General features: G+C 68.9%; 21 protein-coding genes. 9 read left to right on the forward strand and 12 right to left on the reverse strand.

Going from position 1 to position 18,168, the window contains the following annotated elements; translation table 11 throughout:
- Positions 1-34 precede the first annotated feature (34 nt).
- Positions 35-412, forward strand: coding sequence for a VOC family protein (locus E3T54_RS15150; RefSeq protein WP_092323034.1), 378 nt, complete (start codon positions 35-37; stop codon positions 410-412).
- Here E3T54_RS15150 and E3T54_RS15155 read toward each other — a convergent pair.
- Complete coding sequence (locus E3T54_RS15155) at positions 396-1,511, reverse strand: NADH:flavin oxidoreductase/NADH oxidase (RefSeq protein WP_134476404.1); 1,116 nt, start codon at positions 1,509-1,511, stop codon at positions 396-398. The two genes, E3T54_RS15150 and E3T54_RS15155, sit on opposite strands and share 17 nt — an antisense overlap.
- 82 nt (positions 1,512-1,593) lie before the next feature.
- Here E3T54_RS15155 and E3T54_RS15160 point away from each other — a divergent pair, with 82 nt between their 5' ends.
- The 5 genes from E3T54_RS15160 to E3T54_RS15180 all read left to right on the forward strand — a co-directional run bounded on the left by E3T54_RS15160 (position 1,594) and on the right by E3T54_RS15180 (position 6,672).
- Positions 1,594-2,451, forward strand: coding sequence for an ADP/ATP-dependent (S)-NAD(P)H-hydrate dehydratase (locus tag E3T54_RS15160; protein WP_134476405.1), 858 nt, complete (start codon positions 1,594-1,596; stop codon positions 2,449-2,451).
- A gap of 2 nt (positions 2,452-2,453) precedes the next feature.
- Entirely contained in the window at positions 2,454-3,725 is a 1,272-nt protein-coding gene (locus E3T54_RS15165; protein ID WP_134476406.1) for a glycosyltransferase 87 family protein, read from the forward strand.
- A gap of 2 nt (positions 3,726-3,727) precedes the next feature.
- Positions 3,728-4,048: a thiamine-binding protein gene (locus E3T54_RS15170; RefSeq protein ID WP_134476407.1), complete on the forward strand. Its 321-nt coding sequence runs from the start codon at positions 3,728-3,730 to the stop codon at positions 4,046-4,048.
- Positions 4,049-4,057: 9 nt separating this feature from the next.
- Positions 4,058-5,335: an MFS transporter gene (locus E3T54_RS15175; protein ID WP_134476408.1), complete on the forward strand. Its 1,278-nt coding sequence runs from the start codon at positions 4,058-4,060 to the stop codon at positions 5,333-5,335.
- A gap of 146 nt (positions 5,336-5,481) precedes the next feature.
- The gene (locus E3T54_RS15180) at positions 5,482-6,672 is read left to right on the forward strand and encodes an ATP-binding protein (RefSeq protein ID WP_255452898.1); all 1,191 of its coding nucleotides are present in this window, start codon (positions 5,482-5,484) and stop codon (positions 6,670-6,672) included.
- A 106-nt stretch (positions 6,673-6,778) separates the two neighbouring features.
- Here E3T54_RS15180 and E3T54_RS15185 read toward each other — a convergent pair whose 3' ends face one another.
- Positions 6,779-7,051, reverse strand: coding sequence for a methyltransferase domain-containing protein (locus E3T54_RS15185; RefSeq protein ID WP_241977254.1), 273 nt, complete (start codon positions 7,049-7,051; stop codon positions 6,779-6,781).
- A gap of 134 nt (positions 7,052-7,185) precedes the next feature.
- On the opposite strand from E3T54_RS15185, the gene E3T54_RS15190 reads away from it, so the two are divergent.
- Positions 7,186-7,374, forward strand: coding sequence for a hypothetical protein (locus E3T54_RS15190; protein WP_174844436.1), 189 nt, complete (start codon positions 7,186-7,188; stop codon positions 7,372-7,374).
- Between the two features lie 205 nt (positions 7,375-7,579).
- On the opposite strand, the gene E3T54_RS15195 is transcribed toward E3T54_RS15190, so the two are convergent.
- The 7 genes from E3T54_RS15195 to E3T54_RS17465 all read right to left on the reverse strand — a co-directional run bounded on the left by E3T54_RS15195 (position 7,580) and on the right by E3T54_RS17465 (position 13,252).
- Positions 7,580-8,197: a hypothetical protein gene (locus E3T54_RS15195; protein WP_134476410.1), complete on the reverse strand. Its 618-nt coding sequence runs from the start codon at positions 8,195-8,197 to the stop codon at positions 7,580-7,582.
- A gap of 459 nt (positions 8,198-8,656) precedes the next feature.
- Positions 8,657-9,313 carry a response regulator transcription factor gene (locus tag E3T54_RS15200; protein ID WP_092323027.1) on the reverse strand — a complete coding sequence of 219 codons (657 nt, stop codon included), beginning with the start codon at positions 9,311-9,313 and terminating at the stop codon, positions 8,657-8,659.
- A 45-nt stretch (positions 9,314-9,358) separates the two neighbouring features.
- Complete coding sequence (locus tag E3T54_RS15205; protein ID WP_134476411.1) at positions 9,359-10,666, reverse strand: hypothetical protein; 1,308 nt, start codon at positions 10,664-10,666, stop codon at positions 9,359-9,361.
- Positions 10,663-11,853, reverse strand: coding sequence for a sensor histidine kinase (locus tag E3T54_RS15210; RefSeq protein ID WP_134476412.1), 1,191 nt, complete (start codon positions 11,851-11,853; stop codon positions 10,663-10,665). The genes E3T54_RS15205 and E3T54_RS15210 overlap by 4 nt, the downstream gene beginning before the upstream one ends.
- 30 nt (positions 11,854-11,883) lie before the next feature.
- Positions 11,884-12,321 carry a hypothetical protein gene (locus E3T54_RS17455; RefSeq protein ID WP_241977255.1) on the reverse strand — a complete coding sequence of 146 codons (438 nt, stop codon included), beginning with the start codon at positions 12,319-12,321 and terminating at the stop codon, positions 11,884-11,886.
- Positions 12,322-12,568: 247 nt separating this feature from the next.
- Positions 12,569-12,961: a DUF4389 domain-containing protein gene (locus E3T54_RS17460; protein WP_241977256.1), complete on the reverse strand. Its 393-nt coding sequence runs from the start codon at positions 12,959-12,961 to the stop codon at positions 12,569-12,571.
- Positions 12,962-13,009: 48 nt separating this feature from the next.
- The gene (locus E3T54_RS17465; RefSeq protein ID WP_241977257.1) at positions 13,010-13,252 is read right to left on the reverse strand and encodes a DUF4389 domain-containing protein; all 243 of its coding nucleotides are present in this window, start codon (positions 13,250-13,252) and stop codon (positions 13,010-13,012) included.
- On the opposite strand from E3T54_RS17465, the gene E3T54_RS17470 reads away from it, so the two are divergent.
- Together E3T54_RS17470 and E3T54_RS17475 are read left to right on the forward strand one after the other, a co-directional pair.
- On the forward strand, positions 13,239-13,574 hold the full coding sequence (locus E3T54_RS17470; protein ID WP_166804941.1) for a hypothetical protein: 336 nt from the start codon (positions 13,239-13,241) through the stop codon (positions 13,572-13,574). The genes E3T54_RS17465 and E3T54_RS17470 overlap by 14 nt on opposite strands.
- Positions 13,575-13,638: 64 nt before the next feature.
- Entirely contained in the window at positions 13,639-13,938 is a 300-nt protein-coding gene (locus tag E3T54_RS17475) for a hypothetical protein (RefSeq protein ID WP_166804942.1), read from the forward strand.
- 268 nt (positions 13,939-14,206) lie between these two features.
- On the opposite strand, the gene E3T54_RS15225 is transcribed toward E3T54_RS17475, so the two are convergent.
- The 3 genes from E3T54_RS15225 to E3T54_RS15235 form a co-directional block, all read right to left on the reverse strand.
- On the reverse strand, positions 14,207-15,409 hold the full coding sequence (locus E3T54_RS15225; protein WP_134476413.1) for a homoserine O-acetyltransferase: 1,203 nt from the start codon (positions 15,407-15,409) through the stop codon (positions 14,207-14,209).
- A gap of 163 nt (positions 15,410-15,572) precedes the next feature.
- A complete protein-coding gene (locus tag E3T54_RS15230; protein WP_134476414.1) occupies positions 15,573-16,904 on the reverse strand; it encodes a bifunctional o-acetylhomoserine/o-acetylserine sulfhydrylase in 1,332 nt (443 codons plus the stop codon).
- 153 nt (positions 16,905-17,057) lie between these two features.
- Complete coding sequence (locus E3T54_RS15235; RefSeq protein WP_241977258.1) at positions 17,058-18,158, reverse strand: acyltransferase family protein; 1,101 nt, start codon at positions 18,156-18,158, stop codon at positions 17,058-17,060.
- Positions 18,159-18,168 lie beyond the last annotated feature (10 nt).

Raw genomic sequence — 18,168 nt, forward strand, 5'->3', positions numbered from 1 at the left:
GCCTGTGCGCTGGGGTTGAAGAAGGAGGCAAATCATGCTGAAAAATTCTGAGCTCATCGCGGTGCTCCCGGCCAAGGACCTGGGACGCGCCAGGGAGTACTACCGCGACAAGCTGGGACTGGAGGTTGCGGAGGAGACTCCCGGCGGCCTCGTCTACCGGATGGCGTCCGGGGCCGCGTTCCTGCTCTACGAAACGAGTAACGCCGGCACGGCCAGGAACACCCAGATGTGCTGGACAACTGCCGATATCGAGGCCGAGATGGCGGAGTTGCGCGGTCGCGGAGTCGTCTTCGAGGAGTACGACCTGCCCGGGCTGAAGACGGAGAACGGGGTCGCGACGATGGACGGCGAGCGCGGCTCCTGGTTCATCGACAGTGAGGGCAACACCCTCTGCCTCACGCAGCAGACGTAGCCCGGTCCTCCGGTTCCGGCCACTGGGCGCGAAGGTACTGCGGCGGCCAGTAGTCGAGGGTGACGCCGAGTTCGTGCGCGGCCCGCAGGGGGAAGTGCGGGTCGCGCATCAGCTCGCGGCCGAGCATCACCGCGTCGGCCTGGCCCGACGCCACGATCAGTTCGGCCTGGGCCGCGGTCGTGATGAGTCCGACCGCGCTGACCCTGGCATCCGCCTCGGCCTTGACGGATGCTGCAAGCGGCACCTGGTAGCCGGGCGAGAGCGGGATGCGCACGCCCGAGACGTTGCCTCCCGAGGAGATGTCGAAGAAGTCCGCCCCGGCCGCGGCCGCCCAGCCGGCCACCGTGGCGGTCTGCCGCTCGTCCCATCCGCCCGGCGCGTAGTCGGTCGCGGAGAACCGCACCAGCAGGGGAACGGTGTCCGCGATCGCGGAGCGCACCGCCTCGACCACGCTGAGGAGCAGCCGGGCGCGGTTCTCCAGCGACCCGCCGAACTCGTCGGTGCGGTGGTTGCTCAGGGGGGAGAGGAACTGGTGCAGCAGGTAGCCGTGCGCGGCATGGATCTCGACGACGTCGAAGCCGGCGCCCACCGCTCGACGGGCGGCGGCAGCGAAATCGCCGATGACGGCGTCGATCCCGGCCGCGTCCAGGGCAACCGGGGCGTCGTATCCGGGGAACGGCACAGCCGAGGCCGACACGGTCTGCCAGCCGCCGTCCTCCTCCGCCATCGTCCCGTGCCGATCCGCGCCCCACGCGGGCCAGACCGATGCCTTACGGCCGGCGTGGGCGAGCTGAATGCCCGCTGCCGCTCCCTGCGAGTGGATGAAGCGCACGATCCGGGTCCAGGCCTCGGCCTGCGCGTCGTTCCAGAGGCCGGTGTCGACGTCGGAGATGCGACCCTCGGGGCTGACCGCGCTCGCCTCCGCAATGACGAGGCCGGCGCCGCCGGCGGCCATCGAGCCGAGGTGCACCAGGTGCCAGTCTCCGGGGACGCCGTCCTTCTTGGCAATCGCGTACTGGCACATCGGGGCGACCCACAGGCGATTTCGGAAGGTGACTCCGCGCACGCTCAGCGGTTCGAACAGGGCGGCAGTGGTCACTGGGATCCTTGGGGGGCGCGGGTGACGGTCGGGCGCAGGGCGCGACTGACCAATCGATCTCGAAACAACCTATCGTGGGGGCATGGTAAAACGGCGGGGATGGCTGGAATGGGAAGCCGAGCAGGCTCGGGACTGGATCGCCGTGCCGGGGCGCACCGACGACAAGTACTCCCGCGGGGTCCTGGGGATTCACACGGGCTCCGATGACTACCCGGGCGCGGCGGTCCTCGGCGTCGAGGCGGCGCTGCGCACCGGCGTCGGCCTCGTGCGCTACCTCGGCCCCGAACGCGCATCGACCCTCGTGCTCCAGCGTCGGCCGGAGGTCGTCACCGTCCCGGGCCGGGTTCAGGCCTGGCTGCTGGGCTCCGGCATGAACCCCAGGGAGCGCGGTGCCGGGGCCACTGCGGCGCTCGAGCGCGCCCTCGCCGAGGGGCTGCCCACCGTCTGCGACGCCGGGGCCCTGGGCCTGGCCGGCCGGGCGACCGGGCCGACGGTGATCACCCCGCACTTCCGCGAACTGGCCGGCCTGCTCACCGCGGGCGGAAGCCCGGTGACCGCCGCCGAGATCGCGGCCGCCCCCGGCGAGTGGGCCATCCGCGCGGCTGAGGCGCTGCGGGTGACGGTGCTGCTCAAGGGCGCCGTGACCCACGTCGCCTCGCCCTCCGGCGCGCTCCTGACCGTCTCGACCGCGCCGGCCTGGCTGGCGACGGCCGGATCCGGCGACGTGCTCGGGGGCATCCTCGGAGCCCTGCTCGCGACCCACTCCGACCGGATCGCGGCTGATGCCGAATCGATCGCCGCGCTGGCCGCGACCGCAGCGCTGATCCAGGCGCTGGCCGCCGACCGGGCCTCGGCCGGCGGGCCGATCGCCGCCCTCGATGTGGCCGAGGCGGTGCCCGGGGCGATCGCGGAGCTGCTGGGCGCGCGCGGGGGAGAGTGAACGTGACCGCCCCGGACGCCCCGGCCGCCGTCGTTCGCGGCCGGCCCTTCGGCGCGAGGCGGACCGCGCTCTGGAGCGCATTCGGGCTCGTGCACGCGCTGCTGATCCTGCTCTGTTTCGTCAGCCCGGGCTGGCCGCTCGGTGACGTGGAGCAGGTGTACCGGTCCTGGGCCGAAGGGGCCGCGTCGGGGCGCTTCCAGGTCGGTATCGACACGCCCTTCGTCTACCCGATCCTGGCGTTCGGGCCGATCATCCTCGCTCTCGCCTTCGGACCGGCGCTGTACGCGGCCACCTGGCTCGGTATCGTCACGCTGCTGGATGCCGCCGCCTTCGCGCTGCTGCTCCGTCGCCCGGGGGAGGCCGCGACCCGTGCGGCCTGGTGGTGGCTCGGCTTCCTGCTCCTGCTCGGGCCCGTCGCCCTGGCCCGGATCGACTCGGTCACCGTGCCGATCGTGATCGTGGCCCTGCTCCTGCTCGAATCGCGCCCGCTCTGGGGGGCGGCGCTGCTCACGATCGCAACCTGGGTGAAGGTGTGGCCGTTCGCGGCGGTCGCCGCCCTGGTCGTCGCGTCGAGGGACCGCGGCCGGGTGCTGGCAACCGCCGCCGGAACGAGCGCCGTGATCGTGCTGATCGCCCTCATCCTCGGCAGCGGCCTCACCGCGTTCAGCTTCGTCACCGAGCAGACCGGTCGCGGCATCCAGATCGAATCATCGGTGGGGCTCGCCTGGATGTGGCAGGCTGCTGCCGGGCTGCCGGGCAGTTTCCTCTACTACGACCACGAGATCCTGACCTACCAGGTGACCGGGCCCGGCATCGATCTCGCCATCGCGCTGATGACGCCCCTCCTGGCGCTCGCCGTCGTCGCCGTGCTGCTGCTCGGCTGGCGCGCCATGCGGGACGGCGCCGGTTTCGACCGCCTGTATCCGCCGCTGCTGCTGGCCCTCGTGCTGACCCTGATCGTCTTCAACAAGGTGGGGTCGCCGCAGTTCATGGGCTGGCTGGTCGCCCCCGTCATTTTCGGGCTGCTGGTGCGCCCCGGCGCCTGGCGGACGCCCGCTGTGCTGGTCGCCGTCCTGGCCGGCCTGACCCAGCTGATCTACCCGCACCTCTACGACTGGCTGCTTCTGGCGCACCCCGCCATGGTCCTGCTGCTCACGCTGCGGAACCTGCTCGAGGTCGTCCTGCTCGGCTGGGCGATCCGGGAGATCTGGCGATCCCCACGTCCCGACTACCGGACCGGCGCACGCCGGCTCACCCCCGATCCGAAGGAGTAACCATGTTGGTCGCATTCTCAGTAGCCCCGTCCGGTGCCAACGACGCGGAGGGATCGGTGCACAACGCCGTCGCCGCGGCGGTGCGCGTGGTGCGCGAATCCGGCCTGCCCAACCACACCGACTCGATGTTCACGACGATCGAGGGGGAGTGGGACGAGGTGTTCGCGGTGGTCAAGGCCGCGACCGAGGCCGTCGCAGCCTGGGGGCCGAGGGTGTCCCTCGTGCTCAAGGCGGACATCCGAACCGGCCGACCCGGCGAGCTGACCGGCAAGGTCGAGCGCCTGGAAGCCGCGCTCAGGGAAGGCCGGGACACCACGCCGTAGGCTGGAGGCATGCCCCCCTCCACCCACGGGCCGACGCAGCTGTCGCCGGCCCGTATTCGTCTTGCCCTCTTCGCCCTGGCCCTGGGCGGCTTCGCGATCGGCTCGACCGAGTTCGTGGCCATGGGCCTGCTGCCCAACCTCGCCGCGGACCTGCTGCCGGGGCTTTACGCGGCGCAGCCGGATGTCGCCAACGCGCAGGCGGGCTGGCTCATCTCCGCTTACGCGCTGGGCGTCGTCGTCGGGGCGCCGACCATCGCCGCGGCCGCGACCCGCTGGCCGCGGAAGAAACTGCTGCTCGCCCTGCTCGTCGCTTTCACGCTCGGGACCATCGCCTCCGCCCTGCTGCCGAGCTTCGGGCTGGTGCTCGCGGCCCGGTTCGTCGCGGCGCTCCCGCACGGCGCCTACTTCGGTATCGCCTCCCTCGTCGCGGCCGACCTGATGGGGCCGGGCAAACGGGCCAGGGGCATCGCCGTGGTGCTCTCCGGCCTGACCATCGCCAACGTGATCGGCGTCCCCGCGATCACCTGGCTGGGCCAGGTCGCCGGATGGCGCGTGGCGTACCTCGCCGTGGCGGGCATCTTCGCGCTCACCTTCCTGGCCGTCGCCCTGGTCGTCCCCTTCCAGCCAGGGAACCCGCACAGCAGCATCCGGAGGGAACTGCGCGCGCTCGGCCGGCGGCAGGTGTGGCTGGCGCTCCTGATCGGCGCCATCGGTTTCGGCGGCCTCTTCGCCGTGTACACCTACGTCTCCCCGCTGGTGATGGACGTCACCGGCCTGGCCGCGTGGGCCGTGCCGATCGTGCTCGTCGTCATCGGCGCCGGCATGACCATCGGCAACCTGGTCGGCGGCGTGCTCGCGGACCGCAGCGTGCGGCGCACGATGTACGGCGCCTTCGGCGTCCTGCTGGTCGCGCTCTCCGCGCTGGCGCTCTCGGCGCAATTCCTGGCCGGGCTGCTGGCGGGCGTGTTCCTGGTCGGCGCGGCGGCTGCGGCCCTGGGGCCGACGATCCAGACCCGGCTGATGGATGTCGCGCACGACAGCCAGTCGATCGCCGCGGCACTGCACCACTCGGCGCTCAACGTCGGAAACGCCCTCGGCGCCTACCTCGGCGGCGTCGCCATTGCGGCCGGCCTGGGTTACGTCGCCCCGGTGTGGATCGGGCTGGGGCTCAGCGGGCTCGGCATCCTGCTCGCGGTCGTGACCTTCGCCATCGACCGTTCGCGCCGGCGGTTGGGCGTGCACGTGCCCTACGGAACCGCGGCGATCATGGTCGTGCCGGCCACCTAGCGATACCCCTGGCCAACGTGGGCCGCGCCGCCGTCCCTGACAGCGGCGAAGTTGTCAGTTGCCCGGCTATTTGGTTCTAAAGAGTATCTGTTAGAATCACGAATAATAACAATATTTTGTAAGTACCGATAAGCCGGGGAGTTCCTATCAAGAACCCATATCGTCCCGGAGCGGCGAACACGCCGCTCTTTCTTGCGGGGCGCGAAAGTCAGGAACGAATCCTGCGGGCGATACTCAGGGGAGCACCCGAGATCCCGGCCAACTATCGCATTACCGGGCTCCGCGGCGTGGGGAAGACCGTGTTGCTCAAGCACTTCGAAGAGGTCACGAAGGGGGAGCTCAACTGGGCCGTCGCCAGGCTGCAATTAGAGCCTCGACACAATCGCGAAGACGCCATCGTCGGAGTGCTTCACGATCTTCTCCTGGACGTACAGGCCCAAGTATCGCGGGCCGAGAGCCTTCGCCAAAAGACGGAGGCCGTCATCACTGGTGCGCGATCGGTGGCAACCATGACATTTGAAGATGTCACCGTATCCCTGGGCGGCTCGGCAAATTCGAAGGAATCCAACCTGGCAGCCGACCTTCTGGAAACGGTTCGGATCGCGGTGAAATCCGGAAGGGCCGGACTTGTCCTGATGCTCGACGAGGCGCAGGTACTCGTGGATGACAAGGACCGCGACGGGCAGCATCCGCTGTCGCTGCTCGTCGCCGCAATCAACACGCTCCAGGAACAGCAGGTGCCGATCGCACTCGTGTTGTGCGGATTGCCTACCCTGATCGCGAACCTCCTCAAGGCTCGAACTTACAGCGAGCGTATGTTCCGGGGAGAAGAGGTAGGCCGCCTGACGCGGGACCAGACACGTGAAGCGTTCCTTCGCCCACTGGATGGCACCGGTAGAGAGGCCAGCGAAGACCTCGTCACTGCGGTAATGGACGACGTGGAAGGCTATCCGTACTTCGTGCAACTGTGGGGTGCCGAACTCTGGGACGAGGCCGTCGACACATCATCGAATGTCTTGACCGCGGACCTGCTGAAGGGTCTCCGCGAGACGATCTTCAAACGGTTGGACCACGATTTCTACTCACCCCGGATCGACTCCCTGACGCCTGCCGAGCAGGACCTTCTCCTGCTCACCGGCGACTGCGATTATCCGCCGCTGCGGACGGCTGACATACACAAGGTCACTTCCCGCAAACAGGGCAACGTCAACGTCCTGATGGGTAGGCTAGCGGACCAGGGCGTGGTTTACCGGCTGCAAAAGGGACTCTACGAATACACGGCGCCCAAGTTTCACGAGTACCTGATTCGGCGCAAATCACGAACTATGTGGACGTAGTCGCGGGCGTTCCCGTCTACAGATCGATCGGTCGTGTATTGCGTTGCCGGCATGTGCACCAAGTGCCGGCTCAAGCAGCGATGCGGCGTCCTGGACCCAGCAGGGGCTAGTGCAGGATGAGTTCTCGAAACCATTCCGAGTCGAAGTTGTCCAGGGCAACGTCCAACACCTCAGGAGTTGGGTCGATCCCGAATGCGGCGTGTCCACGAGCACGAAGCCCGCTGACGGCCGATCCGTGCCCACAGCCGATATCGAGCTCCGTCGAACCCCGGCGAGCGAGCATGTCGACGAATCGGGCGTCGACCTCAAGATCCGTCCCGTCGATGATGTGCTGTCGCATCTTGGCCGCATACGCCACAAGCTGAGGGTCCGATTTCACATTCCGAGCCTTCCACACTGGGCACCCAGCGCCGATGGGGCTGCGAGTCGCTCGTCACACACCGACCGGAGTGGACGCCGGAAGCCGAACACTTTGCGGGTCTGGCTCGCGAGCCTCGCAGCTAAAATCACATCATGACCACCCACGGCGAATTCCCGATTGCTGAGTTCGGATTCCCGGGCCCGCTTCGGGATCGGCTGGTCGCCGCCATCCTGGTGGGTACGAAGACCTCCACAAGCTCGACGCTCGTGGAGTACTCAATAGAGGACGAACCGCTGCCGGTCATCGGGAACAAACAGACGGTCGTGGATTCCAACAATTGAGGCGCTCGGCCGGGCAGTCCTGTAGTCCTCGTCTCGGCAGCCGAACCTTTGCCGGGACAACCATGGGTCGCCAAACGCTGCCGCGTAAAGGGCTCGCGTTCGTAGCGAGAAATAGGCGCCCCCCTCTGGCCCGGATCGCAGTGAGCGCGTCCTCAAGGTGCGTCCCGCTGTTACGTGCCTGATGTGGCGGAGCGTCCGCCGTAACTCACGACTGCGGCCGGGTAACCGCACGCGCCGGAGCGACGGCGGCATTCAGGATCGTGCGGCCGGCAAGTGGCTGCTCGAGGTCGACGGTGAACGGTGTTGGCGGATTCGACACGCAAGTCCCGCCCGTGCTCGGTTGAACTCCGATGACGAGTTCCACGGTGGTCTTAGTCTCGATGAGCTCGATGAGCTCGATCCGATCGATCGCCAGCTGGCCCGAGTTGCACTCCCGCTCAGTGACGAGCAAGGCGATCCGTTCGTCGCCACTCTGAGGCAGTGCATCCGGGTCGAGCGTCACTCCAGCCTCGGTGAACGAACCGAGATCAATCGTCGGCGTGCAAAGCGTTGATCGATGAAGACCCCATGGCGCCTCGAGTGGAATTGCCTGCTCTGCGGCGGCGGCGATCGTGATCAGGGCGTATGAACGGATGTCCCCTGCACCCAGATCGACGGGCTCGTCGAGTTCGTGCATGATGGTCACGAGTTCTGCGCTCTCGTGTGCGATCAGCCATTCGGAGAGTGGCTCTTCGATGCCAAGCGCGGGGTCATCGAGCACGGACAGGACCTCGGCCGGCAGCTCGGTGGCCGGCCTTGGTGTGGTCAGCGCCTGTGTTGGCACGGGGGTGCCTTGGCACATGAGCATCTCGTCGGGTTTGCTGCTGAGTGCCGACTCCTCCATCGGGCTGGGTTCCGCACCCGGTGGCGAAACGGTCGCAGCACACGCAGCGAGCAGGAGGACGCTGAGAGCAGCCGGTATTGCGAACGCGACGACGGCCGAGCGATGCCGTGCCTCTTTAGGAGATGCTCGCCGCTCTGACTGTCGTCCCATATCGTGATCCTACCCAGCGCCACGGGCAGCCGGTAGTAGCTCGTCCCAACCCCTTTGCCAGGGGCGTCTCAGTCGCGCTCTGCGTCGTTGCGCGATGCCACCTGAACAGGCGAGCGACCAGCGGGTCGTCAAGCTGCGCGCCCGAAAGACGTCCGCAAGCGGGAGGCGCAACGGGCACAGAATCCGCCGCCAGGCCTTCGAACCTCCATAGAGCGGTGGGGGTCTCGCTTGGGAACCCCTGACGGGCGGTTAATCGGTCTGGAGCAGGATTCCGTCGCGGATGGCGCGCTTGCGCAGGGCGACCTTCGTGCCGACGTCGTGGCCGGCCAGGCGGTACTTCTCCCGGATGCGCTTGAGGTACGACTTGGCCGTTTCCTCGGAGATGCCCAGCTGGTAGGCCACGGCCTTCACGGGCTCACCGGCGCCGTAGAGAGCCATCACGCGGCGCTCCTGCGCGCTCAGGCGGGGGGAGTCCCCGTCTGAGCCGGCGTTGAGGGCGAGGTCGAGTTCGGCCGAGATGTACGATTCGCCGTTGTAGGCCGCGCGGATCGCCTCGACGATCATGCCGGCCTCTTCGCTCTTGACGAGGTAGCCGAGCGCGCCGGCGGCGAGCGCCTCCCGCACCAGGGCCGGCTCGGAGTAGGTGCTCATGAGCACGGTCTTGACGCCCGTCGTCTTCAGCGTCGAGATCTTCAGCGACACGGGAATGTTGTCTTTGAGGTCGAGGTCGAGCAGCACGACATCGACCGGGAACTCGGGGTGGGTGAGCAGCTCCGGCCAGGTCGTCACGGCGGCCACCATGTCGATGTCGTCGGCGGCGCCGCGGATCCACTCGGTGAGGGCACCCAGGAGCATTCGGTGGTCGTCGACCAGGGCCAAGCGGATGGGACCGTTGCTGTGCGTCACTGCTTCCTCCAACTGCCTCTGGCCCCGGTAGGCCACCTGGGAATCCTAGGCGTCCGCGGGATTGTCGACACTGCATTCGATATCCACGCGAAGACTTCCGTCCCGAATGGTATCGACGTGAGGGCCGACTATTCGGATAGCTTGCCACGTCTCGGGGTCTACTCGGCGGCGTGGCACACCTGTCGTCACCAATTCGATCGGGAATCGGACCTTCTTGCGAGAAACCGCGCCATGGGTGGGCGATATCGGCCCCAGGGTGAGCGAAACCGTCGACGCGGTCCGGGCGGTGTCGCTGATCAACAGCCAGATCGTGAGCAGGAGGGCATCGCGCTGGCTCGGCGCCAGCAGCCCGGCGAGCCCGGATGGGTCCTGCACTGTCACGGACGGGCCGAGGAACTCCGATTCGGTGACGGCGTGGTGCAGCCAGGTCTCGGTGCGGCCGTTGATGAGGTGGAGCCGCAGCTGCGTCGCGAGGGAAGCCGCAGTGGAGGAGGTCTCCGGTGCCAGCGGCAGGGGAGTGCGCCCCTGCGCGACGTCGTCGAGGAGCGTCTCGGCGTCGAGGTCGAGCCGGGCCAGCTCCTCCGAGGCGAGCATGCCGACGGCGTAGCGGGGCTGGGAGACGGTGCTCTGCACCAGGACCAGGTCCAGTTCCAGCTCCACCATCCGACGGAACGACCGCACGATGATCACACCGAGCACCGGCGGGACGATGCCGAGGGCGATGCTGAGGATCTCGGGGGCCAGGGTGAGCAGGCTGGCGCGGTCCTCGATGAGTGCCGCACCGGCCGTCAGCACGCCGAGCACCCACGTTGCCGCCAGCACATCGCGGGGCTCGCGCAGGGTGACCAGGCCGGTGAGCATCGCCCCGACGGCCGGGGCAGCGGTGGGGTAGACGTCGGCGTAGGACTGGCCGGCCGACCCGGCCAGGTCGAGGATGACGACAACCGCGCCGGTGATGAGCGCGAACGCGAACAGCCAGGGCGGCATCCGCGTGGACGATCTCTGCACGACCGCGACCGTGAAGACCGTGGCGATGAGCAGGATCAGCCAGGCGGCCAGGCTTGGCAGCGGGCTCGGCGTGCTGGGCAGTTGAACCACGAAGCGCCAGAACAGGAAGACGGCGATCGATCCGCCGCTGAAGACCAGTCCGACACCCAGGTGCCGGCCGCCGAGGCCGTTCGGGTCGGCGCGGGCGGCCTTGACGATGCGGCCCGTCCGGCGCAGGCTCCGGCGCGCGTCCGGGCGTGTGGTGCCGGGACTCGCGGGGGCCTGGCCTGCGGCGCCGGCGGTCAGGGAGGCACGGCTCACCGCGCCCGGAATGGCCGCGCCCGGTTCCACGGTCGGGCGGCTCACTTGGGCACCTCGAGCACAACCGTCGTGCCCGACCCGGGCGACGAGAACAGGCGGGCGTTGCCGCCGACGTCCCGGAGCCTGGCCACGACCGACTCGGTGAAGCCCAGACGTTCGCTGCCGACTCCGTCGAGGTCGAAGCCGACCCCGGCGTCGGTGACCATCGCGCGGACGGTGGTGTCGTCATCCGTGATCGTCACATCGGCGCGTTTGACGCCGGAGTGGCGACGCACGTTCTCCAGGCACTCGCCGAGGGCGAGCAGGAAGGAATCGAGGACCGTGCTGGGCAGCAGGACCTGCCCGCTGCCGTGCCAGTCCACCTCCAGCCCCATCCGGCCGAAGCGCTGTTTGACCGACTCGAGCGTGTTGCCGAGGGTGGATTCGCTCGCCGGTTCCAGTGTGTACACGCCCGAACGCCGCGGCGTGGGCAGCCCGCCCAGGCGCAGCTGCCGCAGCAGCCGGGCGTCGTCCCCGGCCTGTTCCCGCAGAGCGTCGGGGCTGACCCCGACGCCGGAGTGTGCGAGCAGGGTGAGGGTGGCCAGGACGGTGTCGTGCAGGAGTCGCGCGTCCTGCCGGCGTTGCGCTTCGAGCTCGCTCGCATGGCGTTCGGCGCGGTGGGCGCGCCCGATCGCGGCGATGCGCTGCATCGCACGAGGGATGCTTTGGCCCATCCACCACCCGCCGAGAGTGGTGGCGAACCATCCGGAGATCGTCAGGGCCAAGGGAACGATGGTGCCGTTCGAGGTGACCGTGGCGGCGACGACGCTGGCCACGGTGAAGCCGAGCACGGATCCCAGGGTCACCAGCCGGGACAGGCTCACCACGAGGACGATCGCCACGGAGCTCATCGCCCCGGCAGCGACGGCCGCGATGACGGATTCCTCGACGAGGTTCATCCGGGGTTCGGGCGGCCGTCCGAAGCCGATCAGCAGGATGACGGCCATGCCGGTGAGCACGGTCATCACCACCCAGCGGATCGCGCCGGTGCGGCCGAGCAGGTACTGCCAACCGGCCATTGTCAGCACGAGCAGCACGCAGCCGAGAAGAATATCGGGGGCCAGGCCGCCCGGGACGAGCATGCACAGCAGCGCCGTGATGGAACCGGCCAGGCCGGTCGCGCGGGCCGCTCGACGCAGCAGGCGGTCGCGCTCTTTCAATAAGCGGTCGCGCTCTGTGAAGGTGCGTTGCATGGTCGCCTGTCGTCTGACGCGTGAGATGCGTTACACAGCACCATATCGGGCCGGAGGTGCCGACGTCGCCCGGCGCGAGGCTGCGCGGAGCATCCGGACCAGAACCAGCCCGGTGACGACGGCCATGCTCACGGCCATCAGGGCGCCGGCGCACACTCCGATCACCAGGGTGAGCCACAGCGCCTGGCCCGGCTGCCAGAGCGGGGTCGCCACCGCGAAGAACACCGACAGCCCCACGCACCAGGCCGCAGCCGTGCCGGCCACCCACCAGCCGCTCCCGGCCAGGTGGCGGCGCAGTTCCAGCCACTGGGCGAAGCCGATCGAACAGAGGAGCACCGCCGCGGCGAGGGCGCCCACGGCGATCTGCGCGCCGAGCGGCCAGGCCGGCCAGGCCTCGGGGTCGCTCCACAGCAGCAGCCCGATGAACCAGGCGATCGCGCCGCCGCGACCGCGGTGCCGGCAATCCACCGGGCCGCCGAGAGAGCGGGGAGCCGGCGGGTCAGCACGTGCGCCTGGGACCAGCCGAGCAGCGCCCCTTCGGCGGCGCCCGCCGCCACCAGGGCCGCCGTGACCATCGACGGGTTCAGCAGGGTTGCCGCCACCTGCGCGAGCGCCGGCGCCAGGAACCCCACGGCCTCTCCCGCGCTCACCCAGGCGACCCAGGTCAGGAGGAGGCGGGAGTCCGCACGCGCCGGAAGTGACGCTCCCCTGGGCATCAGGCCGTGCTGGGCGCCACGGCCTCGTTTCGCCTGGCGGCGGCCGGATCAGTGCCGCCCAGGTCGAGGCGGAAGGGCGGATACTCGTCCCGCATGAGGGCGGTGTACACGATCACCCGGTACGACCACCGGTTCAGCCCCAGGATCAGGTCGAACAGCGCCCGCCGGTAGCGCCCGGTGAACAGCAGGATGACGGCGGCGACCAGGACCAGCACCCCGAGCAGCGACAGGCCGGCGTTCGGGACGAAATCGGTCCGGCCCTCGGCGTAGCTGTACGTCATGACGCCGGTCGTGACATCGTCCGAGGGCGCGCGCCAGGCCCAACCGCCGACGGTGAACGCGGCCACGATCAGGAGGTGCGGGATGGCGAGCAGCCACGATTTGACCAGCACCAGCCCCCGGGAAAGCCGCTCCGGGTAGTCGACCTCGAGTTCGGCGGGCTAATCAGCCGGCGAGAGCGTGAACGGCGGATATCGATCGGTTCCGAGGGCCGAATACGAGTAGAAGGCCACCCGCCAGCTCCAGCGGAGCACTCCGACGTTGAACGTGAAAATGGATTCGGGGTACCGGCCGGTGAAGAGGATGGCGAACCAGGCGATGATCGAGCTGAACACGAACGCTATCCAGAGGAACACCAGCACGAAGATGTGCGGGATCACGAGGAACCACTTGACCAGCCACATCCAGTTGGAGAGCTGGGGGTCCAGTTCGCCGTACAACCGCGCGGGGGTAGGCCCACGACTCGGGCTCGCCGGCCGGAACGGCGGCCATCGCGGCGGCGCCACCGCCGGCGGCGCCCGCGCTCGCCGGTCCCGGAGCCGGTCCCGCTCCGACGGCCGGACCCGCTCCGACGGCCTGGCCCGGGCCGGGAGGGGTGCGCGACCGCCCGAGGCCGATCGCGCCGGCCACGACGAGCATGATGCCGATCAGCAGGAGGAGGCCGCCGCCGATCAGCAGCCCGACGGCCAGTGGCCCGAGCAGATCGGACCGCGCTCCCGCCTGTAGGGACACGTCCACGCCGGGGCTCGCGTCCGCGTTCATCACGACGACGGCCCAGTTTCCGGACTGGATGTCCCACTCGAGTTGCTGTTCGCCCGAACCGGAGACCGATTCCGTCCACCAGGTCTGCTCGTCCGGCGGCTCCGGCTCGTTGGGTCCGGCCACGTCGTCGTACTCGGCCCGGAACGGGGCGAAGGTCATCTGCCTGAGCACGGTGTGGTTCACGCCGGCCAGGTACTGGTCGACGTCGGCCTGGGGTGCAATCCCGATGAAGATCTCCCCGTCCTGCCCGACCGACGTGGCCCGGAGCCTGATCGTTCCGACGTCGAAGGGGAGTCCGGTGGACACGCCCATGTCGGCGTCGGAGTGAGGCGAGGTGAGGGCGTAGGTGTCGACCGAGAACGTACGGGCGGGGGTTTCGAGGAAACCGCCCGACCGTTGCTCGGAATTGGCCCAGGCCGCGACGATCCCGCCGCTGACCACACCCATCCCCAGCAGGGCGAGGAGCATTCCGATCACGAGCATGACCACGGATCCTGGCTTCATGGCTGACGTCCTCTCGGCAAGCGCGCCGTCCCCTGATCCCCTTCAGGTTTTACCCGAATCCGGCGGCTGTCAACCCCGGCGGACGGACCTCGTCAGCGGAGGAGCCGGGCCAGCTGGGAGCCGACGGCATCGTGTTCGATCAGGAACCCGTCATGCCCGTAGGGAGACTGGAGCACGACCGGGTCGCTGCCGTCGATGTTGTTCGGAAGATGGGCGGCGATGGTCCGCTGGCCGTCGACAGGGAAGAGCCGGTCGCTGTCGATCCCAAGGACGAGGGTCCTGGCGGTGATCCGGGCGAGCGCGGAAGGCACGCCGCCGCGCCCTCGACCGATGTCGTGGGAGTTCATGGCCAGGGCGAGGACGATGTAGCTGTTGGCATCGAATCGGCGGGTGAACTTGTTGCCGTGGAAGTCGAGGTACGACTCCACCGCGAAACGGCCGCCGGCGCCGAGGGGGCTGATGTCGCTTTGCCAGCCGCGCTCGAAGCGCAGATTGAGCTCGGACGGGCTGCGGTAGTTGAGCAGCGCCATCCGCCGGGCCAGGGAGAGGCCCCTGGTCGGGCCGTCGCCGTCCGCGGCGTCGTAGTAGTCGCCGGCGCGGAAGAGCGGGTCGGTGCGAATGGCCTCGATCTGCACCGAGTTGTGCGCGATCTGGTCGGCGGTCGACACCGGGGGCGCGGCGAGGATGGCGAGGCGTTCGACCCGGGCCGGCTTCTCCACCGCCCACTCCAGCGCGTGCATCCCGCCCATCGAGCCGCCGATGACGGCCGCCCAGCGGTCGATCCCGAGCCGGTCGGCGAACGCGACCTGCGCGGCGACCTGGTCGCGGATGGTCAGGTAGGGGAAACGGGTGCCCCATTCCGCGGCGTCGGGCGCCAGCGAGGACGGGCCGGTGCTGCCCTGGCAGCCGCCGAGCATGTTCGGAGCGACGACGAACCACCGGTCGGTGTCGATAGCCAGGCCCGGACCGACGATCCCGCCCCACCACCCGGCGGTGTGGTGCCCCGGTCCGGATGGTCCGACCACGTGGCTGTCGCCGGTGAGGGCGTGCAGCACGAGCACGGCGTTGTCGCCCGTGGGCGAGAGCGTGCCCCAGGTCTCGTAGGCGATCCGCACGGCGCCCAGGCTGCTCCCGGCCTCGAAGTGCAACGGGCCGACATCCAGGAACCGCCGGTGACCGACCGGGTCGCCGTCACGCCAGGCACCCGTGGCCGGAGGCTTGCCGAGCAGCGAGCGCGCCTGGGCCTCGGTGATGAAGCTCGACGGGACCGTGTCAGCGGCGGATTGCCATTCCATAGGCCTCCATTCTGCCGCGCGATTCAGTTCCCGGCCCGTTTGTGACGCCGGACCGGCGAATTCGACGGAGGTCCCTTCGCCGCGGGACCGAAATCGGCCCGCAACGCCCGGTGAGGGGGGAATCTCCGTCGAATTGCCGGCGGCGCGGCCGGCGGTCGTTCGGCTAGGCGTTGGCGCGGGAGGCGGCCACGACCGCGCGAGCCGCGGCGAAGCCGATCTCGAGGTCCGCCTTGAGGTCGGCGATGTTCTCGATGCCGACCGACAGGCGCACCAGCCCGGGGGTGACGCCGGCGGTGAGCTGCTGCTCGGGGGTGAGCTGCGCGTGCGTCGTCGACGCCGGGTGGATGACCAGCGACCGCACGTCACCGATGTTCGCCAGGTGGCTGAACAGCTCGAGGTTGTCAACCAGCTCGCGGCCGGCATCCACCCCGCCCTTGAGTTCGAACGACAGCACGGCTCCGACGCCCAGGGGGGCGTATTTGTTGGCCGCCGCGTACCAGGGGCTCGACGGCAGGCCCGCGTAGTTGACCGAGGCGATGTCGGCGTGGTTCTCGAGCCACTCGGCGATCTCCTGGGCGTTCTGCGTGTGGCGCTCGACCCGGAGGCTGAGGGTCTCGATGCCCTGGATGAGCTGCCAGGCGCTGGCCGGCGCGATCGCGGCGCCGAGGTCGCGCAGCAGCTGCACGCGCGCCTTGATGATGTACGCGATCCCGTCGCCGACCGCGCCCGTGTAGCTGGCGCCGTGGTACGACGGGTCGGGCTCGGTGAGTCCGGGGAACTTCTCCACGTTCTTCGACCAGGCGAACTTTCCGCCGTCGACGACGATGCCGCCGATGACCGCGCCGTGCCCGCCGAGGAACTTCGTGGCGGAGTGCACGATGATGTCCGCGCCATGCTCGAACGGGCGGATCAGGTACGGGGTGGCGATCGTGTTGTCGACGATCAGCGGCACGCCCGATTCGTGGGCGACATCGGCCACGAGGGAGATGTCGAGCACGTTGATCTTCGGGTTGCCGATGGTCTCCGCGAAGAAGAGCTTGGTGTTGGGGCGAACCGCGCGGCGCCACTCGTCGGCGTCGTCCTGGTTCTCCACGAACGTCGTCTCGATGCCGAGCTTGGCGAGCGTGTACTTGAAGAGGTTGTAGGTGCCGCCGTAGATCGAGCTGGACGACACGATGTGGTCGCCGGCCTGGGCGATGTTGAGCACCGCGAACGTCGTCGCCGACTGGCCGGACGCCAGCAGCAGCGCAGCGGTGCCGCCCTCGAGGGCCGCGACGCGCTCTTCGACGACCGCCTGCGTGGGGTTCTGGATGCGCGTGTAAATGTTGCCGAACTCGGCCAGCGCGAACAGGTTCTGGGCGTGCTGCGCGGAGTTGAACACGTACGAGGTGGTCTGGTAGATCGGCGTGGCCCGCGCGTTGGTGACCGGGTCGGGGCTGGCGCCGGAGTGTACCTGCTTGGTTTCGAACTTCCAGGCTGAAGTGTTATCGCTCATGAGGTGGGTCTCCCTTGGGTCCGGGGCGGGCGTGGACCGTCCATCGCTCTGCAGCGAGCCTAAACACGCAGGTCCACACCGGCAACGGTGCCCGAAACACGACGTCACATCTGCGCCGGACCGACCGATTTGCCGGGGCGGACGCCGCTGTGATCAGCGCGGTTCGCCCGGGGGGAGCACGATTGTCCCGGTGAGGGTGGCCGGTTCCCTGCGGAACAGCCAGCGCGCACGCGGTTCGACGAGCGGCCGGAACACCCTCCGCACGACGCCCTGCGAGAGCAGGACCGAGATCCCCACGCTGAGCAGCATCATGGCGGGGAGCACCCAGGCCGGCTGCGGGCCGTCCAGCACGCCCGACTCGCGGAACGGGAACAAGACGAAGCTGTGCAGCAGGTAAATGTACATGGTGGCGGCGCCCAGCTTGCTGAACCAGGTGAGGCGTCGGGGCACGAGCACCAGGAACGCCACGATCAGGCCGAAGGCGAGCAGCATGAGGCAGAGACGGATGACGCCGGCCCAGACCTGGTCGTACCCGATCGTGCCGTACGACTCGTCATAGAGCAGGAAGCGGCGAACCTTCAGCTCGCGCAGCCGGTCGATGCTGAGCACGATGACGACCGCCAGGGCGGTGAACAGGGCCAGGGCGCCCGCGCGCCAGCGCCACACCACCCCCGGGCCGAGGGCCAGCCAGCGGCCGGTGAGCTGGCGCTGGCGCAGGTGCCAGCCGAAGACGAAGAAGGGCAGCAGGCCCAGGGTTCGGGTGAGGGCGAAGGTCGCGTCGAGCGACTCGATGTAGCCCGCGCCGACGGAGATGAGGATGCTGATCAGCAGCGGATAGCGGAGCAACACCAGGTAGGGCAGCGAGATCCGCCAGATCGCGATCGCGATCAGGAACCACAGCGTCCAGGAGGCAGAGGCGTAATCGAGCCAGAAGTTGCCGCCGAGCAGCCAGCGCACGAGCGTCCAGATCGTTTCGAAGATCAGGTACGGGAAGGCGATGTCGGTCAGCAGCCGGTGCAACTGCCGGGTACCGGGCGGCCCCGACTTGGCGAAATACCCGCTGACGGCCACGAACAGGGGCACGTGGAACGCGTAGATGAACAGGTACACCTCGTAGGCGACATCCGACTCGGAAATGAGTTTGAGGATGGCGTGACCCATCACCATGAGGGTGATCGCGATCCAGCGGGCGTTGTCCCAGATCGGGACCCGCCTTTTCTGGGCTGTCGTTGCGGCTGCGCCTGTGGTGCTCATTAGCCCCATT

The organism is Cryobacterium sp. Sr8, from assembly GCF_004403225.1.
Taxonomy (GTDB): domain Bacteria; phylum Actinomycetota; class Actinomycetes; order Actinomycetales; family Microbacteriaceae; genus Cryobacterium; species Cryobacterium psychrotolerans.

Excerpts from the sequence above, each read along its gene's own strand:
- E3T54_RS15235 (WP_241977258.1), bottom strand. The coding sequence starts at position 18,158 with ATGAGCACCACAGGCGCAGCCGCAACGACAGCCCAGAAAAGGCGGGTC.
- E3T54_RS15225 (WP_134476413.1), bottom strand. The coding sequence starts at position 15,409 with ATGGAATGGCAATCCGCCGCTGACACGGTCCCGTCGAGCTTCATCACC.
- E3T54_RS17475 (WP_166804942.1), top strand. The coding sequence starts at position 13,639 with ATGTCCCACTCGAGTTGCTGTTCGCCCGAACCGGAGACCGATTCCGTC.
- E3T54_RS15160 (WP_134476405.1), top strand. The coding sequence starts at position 1,594 with ATGGTAAAACGGCGGGGATGGCTGGAATGGGAAGCCGAGCAGGCTCGG.
- E3T54_RS15210 (WP_134476412.1), bottom strand. The coding sequence starts at position 11,853 with ATGCAACGCACCTTCACAGAGCGCGACCGCTTATTGAAAGAGCGCGAC.
- E3T54_RS15190 (WP_174844436.1), top strand. The coding sequence starts at position 7,186 with ATGACCACCCACGGCGAATTCCCGATTGCTGAGTTCGGATTCCCGGGC.
- E3T54_RS17465 (WP_241977257.1), bottom strand. The coding sequence starts at position 13,252 with ATGTGGCTGGTCAAGTGGTTCCTCGTGATCCCGCACATCTTCGTGCTG.
- E3T54_RS15230 (WP_134476414.1), bottom strand. The coding sequence starts at position 16,904 with ATGAGCGATAACACTTCAGCCTGGAAGTTCGAAACCAAGCAGGTACAC.
- E3T54_RS15170 (WP_134476407.1), top strand. The coding sequence starts at position 3,728 with ATGTTGGTCGCATTCTCAGTAGCCCCGTCCGGTGCCAACGACGCGGAG.
- E3T54_RS15175 (WP_134476408.1), top strand. The coding sequence starts at position 4,058 with ATGCCCCCCTCCACCCACGGGCCGACGCAGCTGTCGCCGGCCCGTATT.
- E3T54_RS15150 (WP_092323034.1), top strand. The coding sequence starts at position 35 with ATGCTGAAAAATTCTGAGCTCATCGCGGTGCTCCCGGCCAAGGACCTG.